General features: G+C 66.0%; 14 protein-coding genes. 5 read left to right on the top strand and 9 right to left on the bottom strand.

The annotated features are described in order from the left end of the window. The coding region (locus ASF04_RS23670; protein ID WP_156368750.1) for an alcohol dehydrogenase catalytic domain-containing protein at positions 1–235 on the bottom strand (235 nt) is incomplete at its 3' end. A gap of 125 nt (positions 236–360) precedes the next feature. Here ASF04_RS23670 and ASF04_RS23675 point away from each other — a divergent pair. Continuing rightward, positions 361–1,359 (top strand): GlxA family transcriptional regulator, encoded by a 999-nt coding sequence (locus ASF04_RS23675; RefSeq protein ID WP_056147264.1) that lies wholly within the window; start codon positions 361–363, stop codon positions 1,357–1,359. Between the two features lie 6 nt (positions 1,360–1,365). Here the strand turns inward: ASF04_RS23675 and ASF04_RS23680 are convergent, their stop codons facing one another. The 3 genes from ASF04_RS23680 to ASF04_RS23690 form a co-directional block, all read right to left on the bottom strand. Further along, positions 1,366–1,932 (bottom strand): TadE family protein, encoded by a 567-nt coding sequence (locus tag ASF04_RS23680; protein WP_056147960.1) that lies wholly within the window; start codon positions 1,930–1,932, stop codon positions 1,366–1,368. A gap of 5 nt (positions 1,933–1,937) precedes the next feature. Next, on the bottom strand, positions 1,938–3,401 hold the full coding sequence (locus ASF04_RS23685; protein WP_056147267.1) for a hypothetical protein: 1,464 nt from the start codon (positions 3,399–3,401) through the stop codon (positions 1,938–1,940). Between the two features lie 94 nt (positions 3,402–3,495). After that, positions 3,496–3,783, bottom strand: coding sequence for a hypothetical protein (locus ASF04_RS23690; RefSeq protein ID WP_056147269.1), 288 nt, complete (start codon positions 3,781–3,783; stop codon positions 3,496–3,498). A 209-nt stretch (positions 3,784–3,992) separates the two neighbouring features. Between ASF04_RS23690 and ASF04_RS23695 the strand changes: the two genes are divergently transcribed. Then, positions 3,993–5,291, top strand: a complete 1,299-nt coding sequence (locus tag ASF04_RS23695) for an MFS family transporter (protein ID WP_056147271.1) — start codon at positions 3,993–3,995, stop codon at positions 5,289–5,291. A 22-nt stretch (positions 5,292–5,313) separates the two neighbouring features. On the opposite strand, the gene ASF04_RS23700 is transcribed toward ASF04_RS23695, so the two are convergent. After that, positions 5,314–6,162 carry a MipA/OmpV family protein gene (locus ASF04_RS23700; protein ID WP_056147274.1) on the bottom strand — a complete coding sequence of 283 codons (849 nt, stop codon included), beginning with the start codon at positions 6,160–6,162 and terminating at the stop codon, positions 5,314–5,316. Positions 6,163–6,187: 25 nt separating this feature from the next. Beyond that, the gene (gene lldD, locus ASF04_RS23705) at positions 6,188–7,318 is read right to left on the bottom strand and encodes an FMN-dependent L-lactate dehydrogenase LldD (protein ID WP_056147278.1); all 1,131 of its coding nucleotides are present in this window, start codon (positions 7,316–7,318) and stop codon (positions 6,188–6,190) included. A 185-nt stretch (positions 7,319–7,503) separates the two neighbouring features. Here lldD and ASF04_RS23710 point away from each other — a divergent pair, with 185 nt between their 5' ends. Continuing rightward, entirely contained in the window at positions 7,504–9,699 is a 2,196-nt protein-coding gene (locus ASF04_RS23710) for an ATP-binding protein (protein ID WP_156368751.1), read from the top strand. A 64-nt stretch (positions 9,700–9,763) separates the two neighbouring features. On the opposite strand, the gene ASF04_RS23715 is transcribed toward ASF04_RS23710, so the two are convergent. Further along, positions 9,764–11,323, bottom strand: coding sequence for a mechanosensitive ion channel family protein (locus ASF04_RS23715; protein ID WP_229205175.1), 1,560 nt, complete (start codon positions 11,321–11,323; stop codon positions 9,764–9,766). 262 nt (positions 11,324–11,585) lie between these two features. Here ASF04_RS23715 and ASF04_RS23720 point away from each other — a divergent pair, with 262 nt between their 5' ends. After that, the gene (locus ASF04_RS23720; RefSeq protein WP_056147285.1) at positions 11,586–12,593 is read left to right on the top strand and encodes an aldo/keto reductase; all 1,008 of its coding nucleotides are present in this window, start codon (positions 11,586–11,588) and stop codon (positions 12,591–12,593) included. Here the strand turns inward: ASF04_RS23720 and ASF04_RS23725 are convergent. Further along, positions 12,590–18,100: a DUF4011 domain-containing protein gene (locus tag ASF04_RS23725; RefSeq protein ID WP_229205176.1), complete on the bottom strand. Its 5,511-nt coding sequence runs from the start codon at positions 18,098–18,100 to the stop codon at positions 12,590–12,592. The genes ASF04_RS23720 and ASF04_RS23725 overlap by 4 nt on opposite strands. 260 nt (positions 18,101–18,360) lie before the next feature. Between ASF04_RS23725 and ASF04_RS23730 the strand changes: the two genes are divergently transcribed. Then, positions 18,361–19,506, top strand: a complete 1,146-nt coding sequence (locus ASF04_RS23730; RefSeq protein WP_229205177.1) for a sensor domain-containing diguanylate cyclase — start codon at positions 18,361–18,363, stop codon at positions 19,504–19,506. On the opposite strand, the gene ASF04_RS23735 is transcribed toward ASF04_RS23730, so the two are convergent. Continuing rightward, entirely contained in the window at positions 19,493–21,949 is a 2,457-nt protein-coding gene (locus ASF04_RS23735; RefSeq protein WP_056147293.1) for a beta-galactosidase, read from the bottom strand. The genes ASF04_RS23730 and ASF04_RS23735 overlap by 14 nt on opposite strands. Positions 21,950–21,967 lie beyond the last annotated feature (18 nt).

Genomic DNA, 21,967 nt, shown 5'->3' on the forward strand with positions numbered 1-21,967 from the left:
TCAGCGTGGTCACGCCGGGACCGACATCGACCACGATGCCCGCGCCTTCGTGGCCGAGAATGGCCGGGAAAATGCCTTCCGGGTCGGCGCCGGACAGCGTGTAGTAGTCGGTATGGCAGATGCCGGTGGCCTTGAGTTCGATCAGCACCTCGCCGGCGCGCGGGCCTTGCAGGTCCACTTCCTCGATGGTGAGCGGCGCGCCTGCGCGCCAGGCTACGGCTGCTTTGGTTTTCATGGTGGTTCCCTTTGCTTGAAGATGCGCGATTCTGGCACCCGCAAGCCTGCGCGTGGGGCAGCACCCCGGAGAATGGCAGGATTTGGTGCAATAATGACCGGATTTTCTCCTGACACCACCGCTTCATGACAGTCACACCCGCAGCAATCACCATCGACATCGTGGTTTATCCCGGCTTCAAGGCCATGGAAGCCGTCGGCCCCATGTCCGTTTTCGAGTACGCCAACCTGCATTTGCAGCGGCGCGGCCACCCGCCCGGCTACGACGTGCGCATTGCCTCGTGCCAGGCCGGCCCGGTACGTTCCGACACCCTGATGTCGCTCGACGCCACCAAGGCCCTCGATCCGCTGGCATTGCCCGACAACGCCATTATCGTCGGCGCGCGCCACATCCGGCAAGCGCTGGTGGACAGCGCCGCCATTATCGCCTGGGTGGCGGCCGTGGCGCCGCGCATCAAGGCGTTGACGGCGCTGTGCTCGGGCGCCTTTTTCCTGGCCGCCGCCGGCGTCCTCGATGGCAAACGCGCCACCACCCACTGGAGCGTGGCCGAGCGGCTGCAAGCCGAGTACCCTGCCATCGAAGTCGATGCCGACGCGATCTTTCTGCGCTCCGGCAATGTGTGGACGTCAGCGGGCGTCACCGCTGGCATCGACCTGGCGCTGGCGCTGGTGGAGGAAGACTACGGCCGCGATCTGGCGCTGGAAGTGGCCACCGAGATGGTCGTGTATCTGAAACGCCCGGGCGGACAGTCGCAGTTCAGCGCCCACCTGCTCAGCGAGCGTACCACCCGCCCCACCATCCGCGAACTGCAAAACTGGATCCTCGAGCACCTCGACGAAAAGCTCACGGTGGCACAACTGGCACAGCGCGCAATGATGAGCGAGCGCCATTTCGCCCGTGTGTTCCAGCAGGAGGTGGGCCTGAGCACGCAAGAGTTCATCGAGCTATGCCGGTTCGAGCGCGCCACCCAGCTGCTGGCCGACCTGGCGCTGCCGCTCAAGACAGTGGCGGCGCGCGCCTGCTTCACCGACGAAGCCCATATGCGGCGCGTCTTCATGAAAAAGCTCGGCATCACGCCGCGCGTGTACCGCGAGCGCTTCGCCACCACCGGGGTTGATGGCTGAAACGCGTTACGGACAAGGTCCGGCGCCCGGCGCGGCGCCCAGAGTTTCCGCAGGGGTAATCGTCGTGGACATCGGCAGTTGCAGAGGCAGCTTCACCAGCGGGAACATGGCGCGATAGGCAGTCAGCTCGCACTCGGCGGTGACGGCGGGATCGCAGATCCGTACCCGCACCAGCCGGATGCACGCGGCGCTGTTGGGATCCTTCATGCAGGCGATGCGGTTGTTCACCGGGCACGCTGGCATGTTGCCGGCTGCGATGGGCTGCATCACCTCCGTTCCGGCGCCGGACAACGACATGTAGTCGATGCGCACATGGGCATCGCTGACCGGCGCGCCCATGATCAGGTTGCCGGGCGTGGTGCGCAGCACCGCGCGCTGGCGCACCGCCGCCATCGCTTGCGGGTTGGAGAAGTCGGCGCTGGCAGCGGCAATCGCCGCGCGCTGCGTCACCATGTACAAGGCGTTGTACAGGTACATGGCGCGTCCCACTTCCAGCACCCCGCAGGCGATGGTCAGAAACACCACCAGCACCAGCGAAAATTCCGCCGTCACCAGGCCGCCCACCCTGCGCATGGCGCTCACCGGTACAACTCCACCGGACCACCCAGGGTATGCTCGGGCACCAGGCCGCCAAACTCGGCAAACAGCGTGGTCGGCGTGGCTGGTACCGTCATCAGGAATTTGCCGATGGCCAGCACGGTGGCCGGCTCGGGGCCGCCGGTCGCCACCGGGCAGGCCAGCAAGGGCACGTTGAGCACCCGGCGATTGGTCACGCCCTTTTGCGCCACCGGCGGCGCCTGGAAATTGGTCCCGCTCGTGCTCTGGTAGGGGATGGTGCCGGGATAGTTCTTGGCAGCGGGCGCGCCCGGTGCGTACAGGCTGGCCCAGTCGCCAGCGCCAAAGGTCGCGTAGCCGGCTGCCGGTTCATCGACGCCCTCCGTCCATTCGCTGAACGGCACCGCCCTGGCATAGGCCCACAACGGCCCGTATGCTTTAGGATCGGTGCCGGCGGGCGCTGGCGACAGGTCGGCAACGGTGCGGCGCTTGCCGCCGGTGGTGGTGACCTGCGCGCCTTGCTCATTGGGTGTGGCGGCCATCCACGGCACCCCGCCGTCTCGCAGGTACGGCCGCGCGTTACGGTCCACCACGGCTGTCTCGGCCGTGCACAGGCTGTTTTCGTACTGGGAGAAACGCGAGTTGAGCTGGCGGTACAACGCTGCCAACGGAAACGGCTGCGCCACCATCACCTTGCCGCCCTGCAGCGTTGTAATGCCCAGCTGGCCGGTACAGACGTGCGGCCCCACCACGGCATCGCTCAGTCCGGCGGCAATGCCAGAGCCGCCGGCTTGCCCCGCTGCGAGCGTGGGATGAATCACGAAGCTGACGGCAACGACGCCGTCCGGATTGAGTTGCATCAGATCGTAGGCAACGCCGCGCCGGAAGCCGTATTCCACCAGCTCCTCGGTGGCCGGCGGGCCGGCATTGACACGCTTGGCACCGGCCAGCCCGGACATCGCACACACCGCCAGCGGCATGACGTCGATGCCGGAGCGGCCCGCCACGGCAGTGGCGGCCACCGCCACCGATTGCATGGAAGAGTGGAGCATCCTGATGATGAACAGCGTGACCGAACCGACCGCCGCATCGAGCTTGCCGGTATCGGCGCGCACGAACAGCAGTCCCGCCGCCGCCGCCCTGGCCGCATCCGCGCTCTGCCAGCCGCCGGTTGGCGTGGCGCCGAACGACAGCATGTCGTCGCGCCACGTCAACCGGCGCGAGCCATAGCGATAGCGCAGGTCTGCCAGCGCCTCCGCCCCCTTGGCCAGTGCGTTGTCGATGCCGCCAGCCTTGCCATTGAGCTGCTGGGCGGCGGCCACCGCCACCGTGCGCGCGGCGAGATCGAGCTCCTGGCGGCGGTACTGCACCAGCGCCAGGTCGAGCGCCATGCCGCTGAACACCAGCAGGCCCATCACGATCATGATGAACATGAGGGAGGTGACGCCGCGCTGGCGCCGACGAGAAAATGCGTCTGATATTTCCATCGCGCAATCGTAGATCGAAGGAAATATATGGCATTGCTACAACTCAATAGTCTTTGGCGCAGTGATGCAAATCTGTCATCAGCACGTCGCGGTGCTAGCGGCGCTTGAGCAGGTAGTACCCCACGCCCAGCGCCACCGCCGCAATCGCGGTCTTCTTGACTGTGCGCTTGTCCACCCGGCGGGCGATGCCGGCCTGGATGGCCGGCGCCTGCGTGAGCAGCAGCTTGCCCCACTCGCGCAGTTCGTTGTGGGCCAGCCTGGAGCTGGTTTGATCGAGCAGTTGCTTGACGCGCTGCGGCAGGTTGTCAACAAAAGTCGGCTCGTGGTCTGTGACCAGGTCGGGGTAGGCGACGGGCTTGTTGACAGGCTTATCCAAATTCATGGCAATGCTCCTTCGGTTGGTTTTGTTGAAAGATACACGCGCTGGAGTCCGTTCAACGTGCGCTTGCTAACCCTGGTCACACTGTATGAAAGACCAGGCTTGACCAACGTGGCACACGTTGTTGTCGAAGATGCTTTACAATCAGAAACATTGTTCATGAATAAAACATGTTCAGGAACGTGATATCTACTTACAGCAACGGGAGCAGCATGACCGCCACAACACAACCCCATTACACTGCCGAGGAAAAACGCAAACGCGTGTTTGCCATCATCAGCGCCTCCTCCGGCAACCTGGTCGAATGGTTCGACTTTTACGTTTATTCGTTTGCCTCGATTTATTTTGCCAGCCAGTTTTTCCCTAGCGGTAACCCCACCACCGAATTCCTGAAGTCCGCGGCCGTGTTCGCGGTCGGCTTCCTGATGCGTCCGATCGGCGGCTGGCTGTTCGGCCGCATTGCCGACCGCGTGGGCCGCAAGAAATCGATGATGATCTCGGTGATGATGATGTGCGGCGGCTCGCTGGCGATTGCCGTGCTGCCTACCTACGCCACCATTGGCGTGGCGGCGCCGATCCTGCTGCTGATCGTGCGCATGTTCCAGGGCCTGTCGGTGGGCGGCGAGTACGGCACCACCGCCACCTATATGAGCGAAGTGGCGCTGCGCGGCCAGCGCGGCTTCTTCTCGTCGTTCCAGTACGTGACCCTGATCGGCGGCCAGTTGCTGGCCGTGCTGACCGTGGTGATCCTGGAAGTATTCCTGACCGAAGCCGAGCTGAAGGCCTGGGGCTGGCGCATTCCGTTCGTGATCGGTGCGATTGCCGCCGTGGTGTCGCTGCTGCTGCGCCGCACCCTGCACGAAACCAGCAAAGCCGCCGACATGAACAACAAGGAAGCCGGCACCCTGGCCTACATCTTCAAGCACCACCGCGCCGCTTTTATTACCGTGATCGGCTACACGGCCGGCGGCTCGCTGATCTTCTACACCTTCACCACGTACATGCAAAAATACCTGGTCAACAGCGCCGGCATGCCGGCCAAAACCGCCAGTATCGTGATGACCGGCGCGCTGTTCCTCTACATGTGCATGCAGCCGCTGTTCGGCATGCTGGCCGACCGCATCGGCCGCCGCAACTCGATGATGCTGTTCGGCGCCCTGGGCGCGATCGCCACCTTCCCGATCCTGGCCATGCTGCGCGGTAACGACAGTCCGGTGCTGGCGTTCCTGCTGATCACGCTGGCCCTGGCCATCGTCAGCCTGTACACGTCGATCGGCGGCCTGGTGAAAGCGGAAATGTTCCCGCCTGAAGTGCGCGCGCTGGGCGTGGGCTTCTCGTACGCGATCGCCAACGCCATCTTCGGCGGCTCGGCCGAATTCGTGGGCCTCACCTTCAAGAACCTGGGCCACGAAAACTGGTTCTTCGTCTATGTGACGGTGATGATGGTGATCGCCTTCCTGTTCAGCACCCGCCTACCGAAGACGCCGTCGTATCTGCATACCGATCACTGACCGGCAGCGCCGGGCCTGCGATTTACTCCCAGGCCCGCGCCGCCGACCGGTGAATGGTCCACGTAAAGCCGATACCGGCCGACCAGCCGCTGTTCTTGCGCAGCAAGGGGCTGTCGCGGTTGGCTGAGTGGCTCAGGTTGTCGTAGCGGGTAAAGCCGAACAGGCGCCAGTCGGGTGAGACGCGGCGCGACAGGCTCACGCCCAGCCGGGTCATCATCAGGCCGGCGCCCGCCTGGTAGGCGGGTCGCTCGGCGGTGGCGTATTGCGGCGCCACGTCGTAAAAGTACTGGTTCAGGCGGGCGTTACCAAGGACCAGGCCGAGGTTGGCGTCGGCTTGCCACACGCCGCTGCGGTCGCCGGTCTCTGCCACCAGGCGCGGCTCGAACACCAGGCCCTGGCGTTTGAAGCCATTGCCCAGTTCCAGCGGCACCCGCAACGGCAACTCCAGCCGCAGGCGCGACATCGCGGTCTCGGCCAGGCGCACTTTCAGGCGCGGGCCAAATTCCAGTAACGAATTGAGGTCGGGCATGCCGGCGCGGGCCCCCACGTCGTCGGACTTGGCCGGCAGCGATAAGGCGAAGCCGACGTCGAGTTCCACCCGGTCGGTGTTGAGCAACCGCGCACCGATGCCGGAACGGTCGGCGCGCAGCACCTTGCCGCGATAAATCACCATCGGCAGTACCAGTGCCCGCTGCGAACGGTCATCGGCGCCCGGATAGGCCGGCGTGCTGGCGGCGCCGCCGAACAGGCCGACTTCCCACAGCGGCAAGTCCGGCGCTGGAACCGGAACCGGGGCCGGTTCCACCCGCTGGGCGACGGCCGGGGCTGCCAACGCACACATCACCACCACGGTCCACAAACGTACCTTCATCAATACTCCAGGTTCAGGCCCGGTTTCAGGCCAACAAGTGCGGGCCAATCTCGCGCACCGATTTTACGCCCGTGAGCACCATGGTGGTCCGGATATCTTTTTCCAGGATGGCCAGCAGCTTGTCCACGCCAGCCTGGCCCTGCGCCGCCAGCGCATACACGAACGCCCGGCCCAGCAGCACACCGTCCGCGCCCAGCGCCAGCAGGCGGAAGATGTCGGTGCCGGTGCGGGCGCCGCCGTCGGCAAAGATGGTCATCTTCCCTTTGACTGCCTCGGCAATCGCCGGCAGCGCGCGCGCGGTGGACAGCGCGCCGTCGAGCTGGCGCCCGCCGTGGTTCGAGACCACGATGCCGTCCGCACCGAACGACAGCGCAGCGCGCGCATCGTCCGCTTCCAGGATGCCCTTGATCACCATCGGGCCGTCCCACTCGTCGCGGATCCACTGCAAGTCGCTCCAGCCGATGGCCGGATCGAAATTGTTACCCAGCCAGCCGATATAGTCGGCCAGTCCGGTTACCTGGCCGCGATAGGCCGAGATGTTGCCCAGGTCGTGCGGGCGGCCGTGCAGGCCCACGTCCCAGGCCCAGCCCGGGTGCGTGACCGCTTGCAGCATGCGGCGCAGCGCGGCGTTGGGGCCGCTCATGCCGCTGTGGGCATCGCGGTAGCGCGCGCCCGGCACCGGCATATCGACGGTAAATACCAGCGTGGTGGCGCCCAGCGCCTTGGCGCGCTGCAAGACGTCGCGCATGAAGGCGCGGTCCTTGAGTACATAGAGCTGGAACCACAGCGGCTTGTCGATCGCCTTGGCCACCTCGGCCAGCGGGCACACCGATACCGTGGACTGGATGAACGGGATGCCGCGCGCACTGGCTGCGCGCGCAGCCTGCACCTCGCCCCGGCGTGCATACATGCCGGTCAGGCCCACCGGCGCGAGCGCGATCGGCATGCCGTAGGTGTTGCCGAACCACCCGGTGGTCAGGTCCAGGTCTTCCGACCCTTGCAGGATGCGCTGGCGCAGGTTGATCTGTTGCAGGTCATCGACATTGGCGCGCAAGGTCTGCTCGGCGCCGGCGCCGCCGTCGAGGTAATGGAACAGGAAGGGAGGAAGCTTGCGTTGCGCGACGGCGCGGAAATCGGTTGCGGATGAAACGATCATGGGCTGGCAGACGGATTGGCGGGGGTTGCCCGATTCTATCATTGCTACTCTTTTGCAATCGTTGGCAATCAGCATCAATCACAAAGATGCGCGTTACTCATGGTGTTACCGGTTATTGGCTGTTAATTTCCATGCGTAAAAAGTAGTAGAATTCCCCGCTAATCACCTCAATACGCGAGTTCCCCTTGTTAGACAGTTTTCCGGCACGCGCCCTGAGCAACGCCCTGCAGCGGCGAGTGGCGGCGCTCGACCAGGACGACCTGGACCTGCACGGCTGGCGCGCCCGTCTGCTGGACGGCCTGTGCAGCGCTGCTTTCTGGCTCGGTTTGGTGGTCATGCTGCCCAGCATGTGGGGCGGCGCCAAACAGGGCCACTGGACGCTGGTCGTGGCCGACATCGTTGCCGTCACCGGCATGGCCGTGCTCAATTTCCGGCGTGGACTGTCCTACCACTGGCGCGCCGGCGCGCTGCTGGCGATCGCCTACCTGATTGCGGTGGCAGTGCTGTTTTCCATCGGCCCGCTGTCGCAGATTTACCTGTTGGCGGTACCGGTGCTGTGCACGGTGCTGATCGGCAGCCGGGCAGCCATCTGCGCCTTGCTGTGGTGCAGCGCCACCCTGTTCGTGGCCGGCGTGGCCGGCGGCATCGAAACCGGCGTGGCCGTCCTGGTGATCAGCCCGCTGGCGCACTGGATCCTGCTCACAATTAACTTCTTGCTGGTCGCCGCCGTGCTGACCATCTCCTGTACCTACCTGCTCCACGGGCTCGACGGCGCATTGGCGCGCCAGCGTGCCCACATCCTCGCGCTGCAGCAGCGCGAAGCCGACCTGCAGGCCTCGCAGGTGCGCCAGGCCGAATCGCTGGCTGCGCAGCGGGCGGCCGAAGTCTCGAACCAGCTTAAAAGCGATTTCCTGGCCATGATCAGCCACGAGATCCGCACCCCGCTGGGCGGCGTGATCGGCATGCTGCGCTCGGCGCTGAAGGATGCGGGACTGCCGCACGATACCGTCGGCAAGCTGCGCGTCGGTCTCAGCAATGCCGAAGTACTGCTGCAAATCATCAATGACATCCTTGATTTCTCGCGGCTGGAAGCGGGCAAGATGCCGCTCGAAACGCTCGACTTCAACCTGCCGGCCCTGCTGCACGACGTGGTGAACCTGTTGGCCGACCGCGCCGAGGCCAAGGGCATTTCGCTGATCGCCGATCTCGACCCCGGCTTGCCCGCCTGGTGGCGCGGCGACCCGACGCGGGTGCGCCAGATCGTGGTCAACCTGGTGGGCAACGGCATCAAGTTCACCGACCACGGCGAAGTGCGCCTGGGCGCCGCCGCCGATAGCGAAGGGATAGTGCTCAGCGTGCGCGACAGCGGCATCGGCATTGCCGCCGACGCCCTCGACCGCCTGTTCCAGAAATTCGCGCAAGCCGACGCCGGCACCGCCCGCAGGTACGGCGGCACCGGCCTGGGCCTGGCGATCTGCAAGAATATCGCCGCCGCCATGGGCGGTCGCATCGAAGCCGGCAGCGAGCCCGGCGTGGGCAGCGTGTTCCGCGTCTACCTGCCGCTGGCCCCCGGCACACCGGCGCCGCAATCGGCCGTCGCGCCACGCACGCCGCATGGCGCCCGCCTGGCGGTACTGTGCGCCGAAGACGGCAGCACCAATCAGATCATCCTGCGCGAACTGCTGGGCGAAATGGGCCATGCCATCACCATTGCCGAAGACGGCGTGGCAGCGCTGGAGCAACTGGCCGCGCACGATTACGACCTGGTGATCATGGACGGGCGCATGCCGCGCATGGACGGCATTGCCGCGCTGCGGCGCCTGCGCGCCGGCATGGACGGCGTGCGCAACCCGCAAGTGCCGGTGATCGCGCTGACAGCCAACGCCACGGTGGAAGAGCGCCGAAATTTCCTGGCGGCGGGCGCCAACGGCTTCCTGTCCAAGCCGGTGGACGAGGCCGACCTGCACGCCGAAATCGCGCGCCAGCTCGCGACGTTACTGTCGCTGGGCAAGCCCCTGGCTGGCGCACAAACCGCAACCGACCGGCGGCGCGAACTGGACACGATGTTCGGCGTGACCGACCTGGCGCCAGCCGACGATACCTTGCAGCGCGCCCTGCGCGCCGCGTTCCAGGCCGAAGGTCCACGCCTGTTGCAGATCATCGAGCAGGGCCTGGCACAAGGCGAGTCAGCAGCAGTGGCGCTGGCCGCCCACAGCCTGCGCGGCGCGGCCGCCTTCCTGGGCGCCGCCGCGCTGTCGCAGCGCTGCCACCGGATCGAACAACTGGCCGATGCGGGTGCGCTGGAGTCCATAGGCCAGCACCTGGCGGCGCTGCGGCAGGAGCTCGGGCAAGCGCTGGCGGATATCGCAACGACCAGCTAAACGCAGCGGTGAGCAAGCGCGCATGCATCGTCGAGGAAATCAACGCGCGCGGTAAACAGTATCCTCAAGGGCGCACCAGCACCGGCGCGTCGTCGCCCTCTTCCGGGTTCTTGCTCAGATACACCACTGTCTGAGTAGGGAAAGCCAACTCGATGCCAGCCGCTTCGAGCTGCTCGTAGATAGTCAGCAGCAGCTCCTCGCGGATAATGACCTGGGTGTCGAATTCCTTCACGTTGATGTAGGAAAAAACTTCAATATTGAACGAGCGGTCGCTGATATTGCCCAGCCGCGCGCGGCCGCCTTCGGCCATGTTCACATTACCGGAAATAATCTGCTGCACGATCGATATCGCCTCGCGCAGCTTGGCGGACGGCGTGCTGTAGGCAATCGCGATGATCGGGTTGAACAGGAAGCGGTCGCGGTCGGCGTAGTTTTCGATCTGGCGCGCCGACAGGTCGCCGTTGGGGACCGTCACCACGGTGCGCTCGCCGGTGCGGATGCGGGTGGAACGGATGCCCACGTCTTCGACCGTGCCCACCACGTCGCCCACCTTGACGAAGTCGCCCACCTGCAGCGGCCGGTCGGCGATCAGGGTCACGCTGCCCACCAGGTTTTCCACGGTCTTCTGGGCGCCCAGCGCCAGCGCGATACCGCCGATACCAAGCGCGGCGATACCGGTGGTGACGTCGATACCGAAGGTGTCGAGGATGGCGATGACGGAAAACGCCAGCAGCAGGAATTTCACGGCGCGCCGCACCAGGATAATCACGGAAACGACTTGACGGCGCTGGTGGCGCTGCATGCGCGTAATGGCCAGGTCGGCGATGCCATCGACCAGCCGCAGGCTGAACCACACCACCGCGATGGCTGTAACGATGCCGGTGTAGCGCAGCAAGGTCTGGCGCGCCACGATCGACACCGGCAACTGGTCGGCCCAGTTGTAGAACACGAACACGCCCACGAGCAGGCTGAACGGCGGCAACGCTGCCTCGAAGAAGCGGAACGGGCTGCTGGCTGCTGGATCGGACAGCAAGCGGCGGGTGCCGACCACCAGCACCACCGAGAGCAGCCACAAACCGCCAAAAATCGCCACGCCCAATCCCAGCAGCGTGGCCCAGTCTTTGAGCGGCGCCCCGCCGATGAGCACCTCGTTTTCCGCCGGGGCGGCCGGGACCGGCACGCGGCGGGCCGCCGCCGAGATCTGGCTCAGCGTCTCTTTCGAGATGCGCCAGATCCTGGGCTCGCCGTCGGCGCTGCGCGTCATCACGATCGGGATTTTCTTTTCTTGCAGGGTGACTTCACCGATGTCTTCCTTGTCGGCATCGAGCTCATCGTCGAGCTTGCCGGTCTCCTGGTTCGACAGCGTCGCAAACGGCTTGAGCGAACCGCTGTCGTCGAGCATGGCGTGGAAGGTGCGGGCCTGGGTGGCGACCGCCAGTTGCTGGCGGTTGTTGGCCGGATCGGGCACATCGAAGTACTGTGCGGCCCGGTCGTAGTCGAGCTCGGCCAAGGCGCCGATCAGGCCGGCCACGGCCGAACGCGGCGTTTCGCGGCCCATGTTGTCGGTAGGGGTTTCCGCCGCCGGCGCTGGCGCCTTGGGTGCGGCGGCCATGACTGCGGGCATGCTCATCGCCAGCATCAGGCACAGCAGGATAGATTGGAAGAATCGCTTGGGCAAATGAACCTCTTTGCTGAATGGGGGGGCGCAACAGCACGTTGGCACGTTGAGTTAGGCTGCAAAGTCTAGCATTCGGGCTGTCTCGGTCACGCACTGTTGACGAGAATCCACTCCTCAAATATTCATGTCGATCATCATAAAAACCATTGACAAGCAATATGATGACGATCATCATATAAATCCCTGACCGCATACTTTGGAGAGCACGATGAAATACAGCGCATTCGGCACGACCGGCTTGATGGTTTCCCAGGTCGCCCTCGGCACGGCCAATTTCGGCACCGGTTGGGGCCATGGTGCCGATGCCGACGCCAGTGCCGCCGTCTTCAACGCCTATGCCGAAGCCGGCGGCAACTTCATCGACACGGCCGACATCTACCAGTTCGGCCAATCCGAAGAACTGCTGGGCACGCTGCTGCAAGGACGGCGCGAGGATTTCCTGCTGGCTACCAAGTACACCAATGGCGCCGTACCGAATGCCAACCGCCTGGTGACCGGCAACAGCCGCAAGGCCATGGTGGCGTCGGTGGAAGCGAGCCTGAAGCGCCTCAACACCGACCGCATCGACCTGTTCTGGGCCCACCACCCCGACGCCACCACGCCGCTGGACGAACTGGTGCGCGGCTTCGATGACCTGGCCCGCGCCGGCAAGATCCTGTATGCGGGACTGTCGAACTTCCCGGCCTGGCGCCTGGCCCGCGCCGCCACCATGGCCGAGCTGACCCGCGCGGTGCCGATCGCCGCCGCCCAGTTCGAACACAGCCTGGTCCACCGCCAGCCCGAAGCGGACTTGCTGCCCGCCGCGCACGCGCTGGGACTGGGCGTGGTCACGTGGTCGCCGCTGGGCGGCGGCATGTTGACCGGCAAATACCGGCAAGGACAAACGGGACGCGCGGAGGCGTTGGGCGGCAAGGTATTCCAGGCCGAAGACTCGGCCCAGCGCAGCCGCATTCTAGATACCGTCATCGCGGTCGCAGAAGAACTGGGCGCCACGCCGGGCCAGGTGGCGATCGCCTGGGCCGGCACCCACGGCGCGGTGCCGATCCTGGGACCGCGTTCGGTTGAACAGTTGGCGGACAACCTGGGCGCGGTGGCGCTGGTGTTGACGGCCGAGCAGATCGCCCGGCTCGATACGGTGAGTAGTCTGGATCCAGCCGCCGCGCCGCGCTTGCCGGTGGCGTGGGCCGAGGGCACGCCGGCGCGGCCGATGGCCTAAGGCTCGGCCGTCTCGCCGCGCTGCTGCCGGCTGGTTTCCAGCAGTCGCTCCAGCGCCTCATGCACCTTGTCCGACGTCCCCTCCCGGTCGATCCACCAGTCGGTGGACCAGATCCGCAGTATCTCCCAGCCCAGTCCGCGCAGCACCTGTTCGCGCAACAGGTCACGGTCGCGGGCCGTGGCCGAGCGGTGGTAGGTGGCGCCGTCGCATTCCACGCCGCACAGATAGACGCCGGGCGCATCGGGGTGGACGATGGCCAGGTCCACCCGGAACGACGAGGCGCCGATCTGCGTGTGCACCTGCCAGCCGCGCGCGGCCAGCGTGCTGGCCACCGCTGCCTCGAACGGGCTGTCGAAACCGCCGAGACTGCCCTTGGTGGCTTCGGCCAGCGCACGCGGGCCGCGTTCGGCAAATGCCAGGAAGTGCTTGAGGTCGCGCACGCCAGCGGCCTGGGTGCGCGACAGGTCGAACTGTTCCGCCTTCAGGCTGGAGAACACCCGCAACTCCTGGCGTGCACGCGTGATCGCCACGTTCAGGCGGCGCTCGCCGCCATCGCGGTTCATCGGACCGAAGTTCATCGAGACGCCGCCGCCCTGGTCGGGACCGTAGGTAACCGAGAAATAAATGATGTCGCGCTCGTCGCCCTGCACCGATTCCAGGTTCTTGACGAACAGCGGTTCCAGATCCGTTTCGAGGAAATACGGTTCCAGCGCCGGGTCCTTGCGCCGTTCCTCGTCGAGCAAGTCTTCGATCAGGTGCATCTGCTCGGTATTGAAGGTGACCACGCCGATGGTCAGCTTCGACTCGCGGAAGCCGGGCGCCTTGAGCTTGGCGACGATGTCCGCGACCAGCGCCTTGGCCTCCAGCTGGTTGATGCGCGCCCCGCCCTTGTCGTACACGCCGGCCACGTGGTGGAAACTGACCGCCTTGTCTTCGGCCACCGGCGACGGGAACGTCACCAGGGCGCCACCGTAGTAGCGGTGGTTGGAAAACGCGATCAGCGATTCGTTGCGGCTGCGGTAGTGCCACGACAGGTTCATGGTGGGCAGGTTCGCACCCATGCATTCGTCGAGGATGCTTTCCAGGTCGATTTCGACGTCCTCGTCCTCTTCCGAGGCATCGGCGCGGTCGAAGAACGACGTTGGTGGCAACTGCTTGGGGTCGCCCACCATCACCACCTGCTTGCCGCGCGCCATGGCGCCGATGGCATCCCACACGGGAATTTGCGATGCTTCATCGAATACCACCAGGTCGAAGGCGCTGGTGTCCGCCGCCAGGTACTGGGCGATCGACAAAGGGCTCATCAACAAGCATGGCGCCAGCCTGGCCAGCGCGGTCGGGATGCTGTGCATCAGTTCGCGCAGCGGCATGTGCTGCTTTTTCTTGCCGATCTCGTGGCGCAGCACACCCCATTCGGAATTGCGGGTCACTTCATCGGCGCGCGGCATGCCGGCGCACAGCTGTGCCCGCACCCAGGCGCGGGTGACGTCGGTGAACTGGCGGTCAAGCGCGCGGAAGTCGCCGATGCGCTTTTCGTGCTCGGCCGAAACGAAGTTACGGATCACATCCTCGTTGTCCACCGCGCGGTTGAGCCACCAGCGGCTGTAGTTGATCTCGAACGTGCGCAGCGCCTGTACCGGGGCCACCAGGCCGGTTTCGATGGCGCCCACCAGCGGTCCCAGCGCCTGCGACTGCGCCTCGGCGCGCACCTTGCGCCAGGCACACCACGACTTCAGGCGGGGCTCAGCCGCCATGATGCGGGCGCAACGCGCGGACAGGTCGCTGAGCGCCAGCTCGTCGAACTGCATCGCCACGCCCACGCTGAACATGCCGGCCTGCGCCAGGTGCTCCAGCGCGGCCTGCAGGGTGCCGATGGCGGCCAGGTAGCGGTTGCCGGCGGTAACGACCGCCCCGCCCGGCGCCAATTGCGTATTGCCGTCGCCCACCAGCATGTCGAACGCCTGGCGCAACACGGCGGCGTCGTCTTCGCTCTCGGCCAGGTCGGCAACCGCGTTCGACACTGCGGCCTCGAACGCCAGCACGCGGAGCACCGTTGCCTCGCTGTTGTCCAGTTCAATCCAGGCATCGTCGATGGCGGCGCGCAGCTCGCGCATGCGCACCAGCAGGCCGAGATCCCTGGCGACGTCCGGTTCGGCGTCGCCGGAAATGCAGTCCGCCAGCGTTCTGGTCAGCTGGCGCTTGCGATTCCACGACAGCGGCCAGATGCTGGCTTCGGCCTCGCTCCACGCCCGGTGCAGTTGCCGAACGTCGAGTTGTTCTACCTGCTCGTCGTAGCGCACGGACAAGGCGCTCTCGCTGGACTTGAGTTCGTCCAGCAGTTGCAAGCCCCGCTCCAGTTCGGCCACGATGTCGGCCGCCCACGGTTTGCCCAGCGCGTTCAGCAACGCCACGCGCTCGGTCAGCAGCGCCTGCGCCTTGCGGCTGCGGGCGATGATCGCCTGCAGCCAGGCGGGGCCGCTGCGGGATGTCGAACCGCCCGCTTGCGGGGACGCCTGGGTACCGGGCGCCATCACTGGCATCGTTGCATGCGCGGCGCCAGCCGGCTTAGGCGCTTGGGAAAATGCCGCCATCGCTTGCCGCAAACGGCCAAGCGCCGCGCGTGCTTCCGGCAGGAATACGAAACTCCACTGGTGACCAAATGCCTGCGGCAGCACCTGCACCAGGTCGGCAAGCGCCGATCTGGCGCGGCGGCCGGTCGGCAAACCGGCCAGGCCGGTGGCGTTTTCCACCTGAGACAGTGCTTGTTGCACGGCGTCGGCAGCGGTTGCCGTGGCGCGCACGGCGCCGATCAGGGTCTGCTGCCATGACGGCGTCCAGTCGGTCTGGCCGATCGCCATCAGCGGGCCGCCCTGCAAATGTTGCTGGCCCACGGCTGCGGCGTTGACCTTGAGACGTTCGGTCAGTTCGCGCAGGACGTCGAGCTGGACCTGGTCGTGCGCGTCAGCATCTGGCCAGGTCAGTTCGACCCGGGGTACAGCATCGGCATCGCCATCGACCACGTTGCCGATGGCCTGGAAAATCGTCAGGCCGTTGCGATGGCGCTGGTGCAGCCGTTCGACGTACTGGTTCAGCTCATCGCGCAGGCGCTTGAGTTTCAACGCCTGGGCACGCCATACCTCGGGATCGACATCGCCCTGCGCATCCCACGCGCGGTGCAACTGGTTGATCACGTCGAGCTTACGCGCTTTGCTCGAATGCAGTTCCAGGCAGAACTCGCCCAGTCCCACTTCGCGCAGGCGGCGATAGACCACGTCGAGCGCAGCAATCTTTTCCGACACGAACAGCACGCGCTTGCCTTCGGCCAGGCACTGGGCGATCAGGTTGGCGATGGTCTGGCTCTTGCCGGTGCCGGGCGGACCGATCAGCACGAAGTCCTTGCCCTTGGCGCCGGCCATCACGGCCGACAGCTGCGACGAATCGGCCGGCAGCGGGCAAAAGGTCTGCTCGGGCGCGTAGTCCGCATCGAGCCGCCTGGGCAATGGAAACGCCAGGGTGGACTGCGCGCCAGATTGATACGGCTCGCGCGGCGTATCGATCAGGTGGCGCACCACGGGGCTCTCACGCAACTGGTCGGTGCGCTGCGCCAAGTCCACCCACATCAGGTACTTGGCGAACGAGAACGGCGCCAGCACCACTTCGTCCGAGACTTCCCAGCCCTTGATGTCGCGCACCGCGTGCGAGACGGTGCGCCAGATCTGCGCCACGTCGAGCCCGGCGCCATCGCGCGGCAGCGCGCCGTCAAGCACGCCCAGGTTGAGCTGGAAGTCCTGCCGCAGCATCTCGACCAGGGTGGGATTGAATCGCGGCTCGTCCTCGTGCAGGCTCACCGTGAAACCCGAGCGCGCGCTCTTGCGCTGCAACGACACCGGCACCAGGATCAGCGGCGCCTTGTACACCTGCCCCGCCTTGTCGTCGCGGGTCCAGTTGAGAAAGCCCAGCGCCAGGAACAGGGTATTGGCGCCGCCCTCCTGCAAGGTGGTGCGGGCGCTGCGATACAGCTCCACCAGCCGCACCTCGAGTTCCTGGGCATCGACGCTGACGAACACTTCGCGCCGCGCCAGCGCATCGAGCGCATGTTCGCGCCGCACGTCCTCGCGCGAGCGCTGCTCGTGCAGGGCCTGGTTGCGCGGATCGCTGCCCTCCATCAACTCGGGCCGGGGCACCAGCCGGATCGGTGCGCCTTCCGACAGCGCGTCTTCCAACGCTGCCGGTTGGGGCGCGTCGAGCCGCAGGGTCTTTTTGCCGCTCTTGAAATTGAGCAGGTTGTTGCGCAGCGATAGGTCGAGCAGCTTGCGCTGCCAGCGCGCCAGCCGGTCCCTGGGGTCGAGGGCGGGGGCCTCTTGCGGCGCATCGTCAGGCAGATCGGGGGCGCCGTCGTCGAAGGTGGCGGCAGTCGCCTGCATGGCGTCGCCGTCTGGCGCCGCAAAGCTGTGGCTTTCCGCGCTGGCCAGCGGCTTGATGCGCTGCATGCGCGCGCGGCGGATATCGACCAGCAGCTCGAACTGATCCTGCACCGCGTCGGCCAGCTGGCCGGCGGCTATCTGCGTCGCATGAGTAAACGACGGCGCCGGCCGGGCGGCAGCCAGCGTGGTCTCGAACAACACCAGTTCCTGCAAGCGCAGGCGCTTGCGGATGGCTGTCACGTCATCGACCACCACCGTGGAAAACTCTTCCTGGCGCAGCCAGACGCCGGCAAACGCATGCCCCTTGGTGAACACGATGACGGGATTCAAGCCGGCCTGCTCCAGCGCCGAGCAAAACAGCAAGGTCAGGTCGAGGCAGGTGGCAATGCGGCCATCCATCAACTGCGACGCGCTGCGCACCTTCTGGCCACGGTGCTCAAAACTCGCGGGCGGCAAGGCGTAATCAATGCCCAGCCCGGCCACGGCCGTCCACAGCGCGGACGTCAACTCCCAGGCGCGGCGGGCGCCGCCCTCGTAACCGTCAAGCGAAGGAGTCTTGCCGGCCTGGCGCAGCACCTCGGCAGCCTGCTTGAGCAGGCGGTCGATGGCCGGCTCGTTCGGCTGCACGAAAGCCGCGACCAGGTCGGGCAGATGGGACAAGCCGCCCCACTGGTTGCGCGGCAGCAACTCGACCTGGCGCTCCAACGTGGCCAGCACGCGCTCGCGCTCCGTGCCGGCCTTGGTCACCAGCGTCAACGTGATGGTCGAGGTTTCGGCCTCGGTCAGTTTGCCGAGCAACATGCCGTCCAGCTGGACGTCGCAATCGACGATGCCGTAGCGGGAATGCGGGCCACTGGTGTCGATCAGCCAGGTCTTGGCTTTGAGGAACGGTGGAAACGACGTCAGGCGCAGCTGCAACTCGACGAGCTCATGCGCACTGTCGTTGACCACCGCCAGTTCCCGCAGCAGCGGCACCGAATTCTGGAAGTCGGCGAGGTTGAGCTTGCTGCCATGCGCCACATGCAATGCGACGTCGACCGGGTTGATGGCGGCATCGATTGCCGGTACTGCGACTGGTTCCACTTGATTTCCCATGCTATTAACATAATAGTGATGCTGTGCGACAATCATTCAATCATCGCGTTATACTGCGCCCGATGGCCCATGCCGAGCAGTTTAGCGTGGTCCCCAGAAGACCCCCTTTACATTTCGCCAAAGTCCGCCAGCGCCACCCGCTGTGCGGCCGGTCCATGCACATCGCCAGCCAATTTCCGCTTTCCGCTCTCTGGTCCACCGACCAGTCGGGCACTTTTGCTATTTTACAACTCGTCCCGGACGCGGTGTTGGCGGTCCCCGCACGACTGTCCCTGCCCGATTGGGTGGCAACGGTGCACGCCGGCGATATGGCGCATGACCGGGAAGCCATCGCCACAGCCATCGGCCTCGGCGCGCCGTTCCAGGCCGAGTTTGCGCTGCGGTGCCTCGACGGCGTCACGCGCCAGGTGCGCCTGTCGGGGCTGCCTGCAGCGCCGGGCTGCTATCACGGCTTCATCACCGACCTCAGCGCTCACCACGAGGCGCTCGCCAGCGCCCGCCGCGAAGCCGGGGAATACCGCCTGCTGATCGAAAACACCACGGATCTGATCGCCCATGCCGACACCGCCGGCAATTACCTGTCGATTTCGCCGTCATATGAATCGATGATGGGATGGAATCCGGCCAGCGTGGTGGGCCAGCCCGTGATCGCGTTCCTGCACCCGGACGACCGGCAGCACTCGGCCGCCGCCTTGTCCAGCGTGCTCGGCGGCGGTGTGCTGCCCAACGTGGTGGAGGTACGCAAGCGGCACCGCGACGGCCACTACATCGTGCTGGGCACCAAGGCCAGCGCCATCATCGATCCGGTGACCGGCCAGTGCGTGGGCGCCGTCATGGTCTCGCGCGACATCACGCGCGACAAGGAAATGCTGCGCGACTTCGAGGAGCGGGCCACGCACGACGCCCTGACCGGCCTGCCCAACCGCGCCTGGCTGAACCAGCACGTGGACCGGCTGCTGGCGGCAAACACAGGCGACAGCCTGACCGCCATCCTGTTCATGGACCTCAACGGCTTCAAGGAAGTCAACGATACGATGGGACACGCGGCCGGCGACGTGCTGCTGCAACTGGTGAGCGCGCGCCTGAAGCACTGCATGCGGCCCGCCGACGCGGTGGCCCGGCTGGGCGGCGATGAATTCGTGGTGGCCGCCGTCTGCAGCGACAGCGCCGACGCCCGCGCCATCGCCCTGCGCCTGATCGACGCGCTGAAAGCGCCGTTCCGCGTGCATGGCACGCTGGTCAACGTGGGCGCCGCCGTCGGCATCAGCCTGGCCCGGGGCGGCGCAGCCACCACGGCCGGCATGCTGCAAGACGCCGACAGCGCCATGTATGCGGCCAAGGCGCGCGGCGATGGAGCGTTCGAGATCTTCCAGCGGCCGCTTACTTCACCTTGAGCCGTAACAGGTACACCGGCGTCACCGTCACTGTCCGCAGTTGCGCAAGCTGGGCCTGGCCGCCGAAGTCGGGACGGGCCTTGCTATCGAGGTAGATCGGAGCGTCCGCGCGCAGCGGCAGCACCGATACTGTCAGCGGCTGCGCCAGGCGCTCGCCGATGTGGCGCAGACCGAACTGCCAGCCATAGCCGCTGTAATACCAGTCGTCGAGCATCTCCACGCCCGCATACAGGCGGCCGATGTCGCCGACGAAATCGATATTGAGCAAGGCGTCGTCAAGGCCCTTGAGCTGGGCCGGCGGCACCGTCACCTGCCACGAGGCCGCTGCGCCAAAAGTTTCCGGGCCCGGCTCCTGGGCTGCCTTGGCGTTGCCGCCGATCAGCAGCGGCGGTACCGCTTGCGCCGCGCGCAACGGCGCGATGCTGGCAGTCAGCTGGCGTTCGGGCAGCGTGGCCGCGAAGGTCTGGAAGATGCCGTCAGTCCCTTTTTGCACGGTACCGGCAGCGGTCGGCGCCTTGGTCAGCGCCGGGAACACGGCCACGCGGAAGGCGCTGCTGCCCACCGAGCGCAGTTGCAGCGCGCCGCCATCGACCACCAGTTGCTGTTCGCTCAACAGCAGGCGCCGCTTGCCGGCCACGTCGGCAATGGTCAGTTGTTCGGCCTGGCTAGCGGTCAACACCACCACGCGCACCGGTCCGCCCTTGCTGCGGGCGATGGTGACGGCAGCGCCGGTGCCGGGCTGCAGCTGATCGATCACCAGCTTGCCGTCGCGCTCGGCCACGCGCGCGCCAGCGGCCTGCAATTGCGGTGCAATGGCGGGGTCAAACGCGAGTTCGACGGGAATCCGCTTGTGCGCGGCAAATACGTACACCACGCCTTCGGCGCCCAGGTCGAGCCGCGCCAGCGGTTGCGCGGTGGCCGATTTCAGCACCATGCCGTCAAGGTCGAAGTTATAGGGCCAGATGAAATAATCGCCATCGGCGATATCCACCGGCGTACTCGGGAAGACCAGTTTGCCGCCGGGCAGTGCAACTTCGAAGCGCACGGCCTGATGTGCGGCCATTGCATACTGGCGCACGTGGTTGTTGACGAAGACAAAACCGCTGTCGCCGTTGCTGCGCGCTGCGTAGCGCGGGGTTTTCAGATCGGCGGCGTTATCGGGCACGGCGGCCGGCTTGCGCACCGTCATCGTGGCCAGGCGTGCGCCGAAATCCTGCAGGAACCAGTGGTACGGCCGCAGGCGCATGAGCACTTGCCGCTGCTGGCCGTCCGGGCCCAGCGGCGCCTGGAAGTCGTAATTGATCAGCGGAACATCGTTGTAGCCGCCGCTGCCGGTGCTCTCCTGCAGCCAGGTGCGGCCGGCCGGGTTGCGGCCGCCGTGGAACATGTAGTAGCCAAGCAGGTTCACACCGGAACCAAGCTGCACGGGCACCATCGAGGCGATGTCGTCGGCGCCGATCACGGGACGGCGGCGGTACATGAACGGCACGCCGGGGCCGTATTCGGCGCCGAAGAACGGCGTCTTGCCGATTTCGTCATCGGCCGTGCCGCGCTCGTGCGTCACGGTCTGCGCACCGAGGTCGCCACTGACGCGGGTATCGAAGCGGAACGCGTAGGTTTCCTTGGGCGCCAGTTCGCGCGTGCTGGTGGCCCACGGTTCATCGACGTAGCCGCCGAAAACCGGCGTGACTTCGCCGGGCGGGTACACCGCGCCGTCCCAGCCGGTGACCGTGTACAGCGGCGCGTCAAGCCCCGCCTTCAATGCCAGACGCTTGAGCGTGCTGATGTGTTCCGCCCCCTTGCCCGGACCGCGCAGGTTGTATTCGTTTTCCAGCTGCACGCCGATCACCGGGCCGCCGTCCCTGAACATCAATCCCTTCAGTTGCCGGCCGATCTGCGCGTAAAAGCGTTCGACGTAGTGCAAATACTGCGGATCGTTGCCACGCGTGGGCATGGCGTACACCACCCAGTCCGGCACGCCGCCGAAGCGCACTTCGGCGTGGGCCCAGGGGCCGATGCGCACCACTGCTTCCAGTCCGACTTTTTTGCACAGTTGCAGGAAGCGGCGCAAATCGCGGCGCTCGCTCCAGTCGAACTTGCCGGCCTGCTCCTCGTGGTGGTTCCAGATGAGGTAGCTGGCGACGACCGTGATACCGGCCGCCTTCATCTTGCGTAGTTCCAGTTCCCAGTCGCTGGCGGGCGAGCGCGTGTAGTGGAATTCGCCCATGACCGGAAACCACGGCTGGCCGTCGCGCGTGAGGTACTGGTTGTTGGCGCCCAGGCGCACGCCGGCCGGCGACACGGCCGTGCCCTGCTTGAGGTGGCCCAGCAACGGTGCGGCCACCGGCGCGGTGGCGTCGATTTTCAGCACGGTGTCGGCTTGCGCCAGGGCGGCGGGGAAGATCAGCGCAGCCAGGGCCGCGCGCAGGAGGGTCTCGGTCATTTTTTATTTGTGCAAGAA

The organism is Duganella sp. Leaf61, assembly GCF_001421905.1.
Classification (GTDB): domain Bacteria; phylum Pseudomonadota; class Gammaproteobacteria; order Burkholderiales; family Burkholderiaceae_D; genus Rugamonas; species Rugamonas zoogloeoides.

What these genes read in the sequence shown, in the direction of transcription:
- ASF04_RS23700 (WP_056147274.1), bottom strand. Translation starts at nt 6,162, where the DNA reads ATGAAGGTACGTTTGTGGACCGTGGTGGTGATGTGTGCGTTGGCAGCC.
- ASF04_RS23685 (WP_056147267.1), bottom strand. Translation starts at nt 3,401, where the DNA reads ATGGAAATATCAGACGCATTTTCTCGTCGGCGCCAGCGCGGCGTCACC.
- ASF04_RS23690 (WP_056147269.1), bottom strand. Translation starts at nt 3,783, where the DNA reads ATGAATTTGGATAAGCCTGTCAACAAGCCCGTCGCCTACCCCGACCTG.
- ASF04_RS23675 (WP_056147264.1), top strand. Translation starts at nt 361, where the DNA reads ATGACAGTCACACCCGCAGCAATCACCATCGACATCGTGGTTTATCCC.
- ASF04_RS23680 (WP_056147960.1), bottom strand. Translation starts at nt 1,932, where the DNA reads ATGCGCAGGGTGGGCGGCCTGGTGACGGCGGAATTTTCGCTGGTGCTG.
- ASF04_RS23720 (WP_056147285.1), top strand. Translation starts at nt 11,586, where the DNA reads ATGAAATACAGCGCATTCGGCACGACCGGCTTGATGGTTTCCCAGGTC.
- ASF04_RS23695 (WP_056147271.1), top strand. Translation starts at nt 3,993, where the DNA reads ATGACCGCCACAACACAACCCCATTACACTGCCGAGGAAAAACGCAAA.
- ASF04_RS23715 (WP_229205175.1), bottom strand. Translation starts at nt 11,323, where the DNA reads ATGCCCGCAGTCATGGCCGCCGCACCCAAGGCGCCAGCGCCGGCGGCG.
- ASF04_RS23735 (WP_056147293.1), bottom strand. Translation starts at nt 21,949, where the DNA reads ATGACCGAGACCCTCCTGCGCGCGGCCCTGGCTGCGCTGATCTTCCCC.
- lldD (WP_056147278.1), bottom strand. Translation starts at nt 7,318, where the DNA reads ATGATCGTTTCATCCGCAACCGATTTCCGCGCCGTCGCGCAACGCAAG.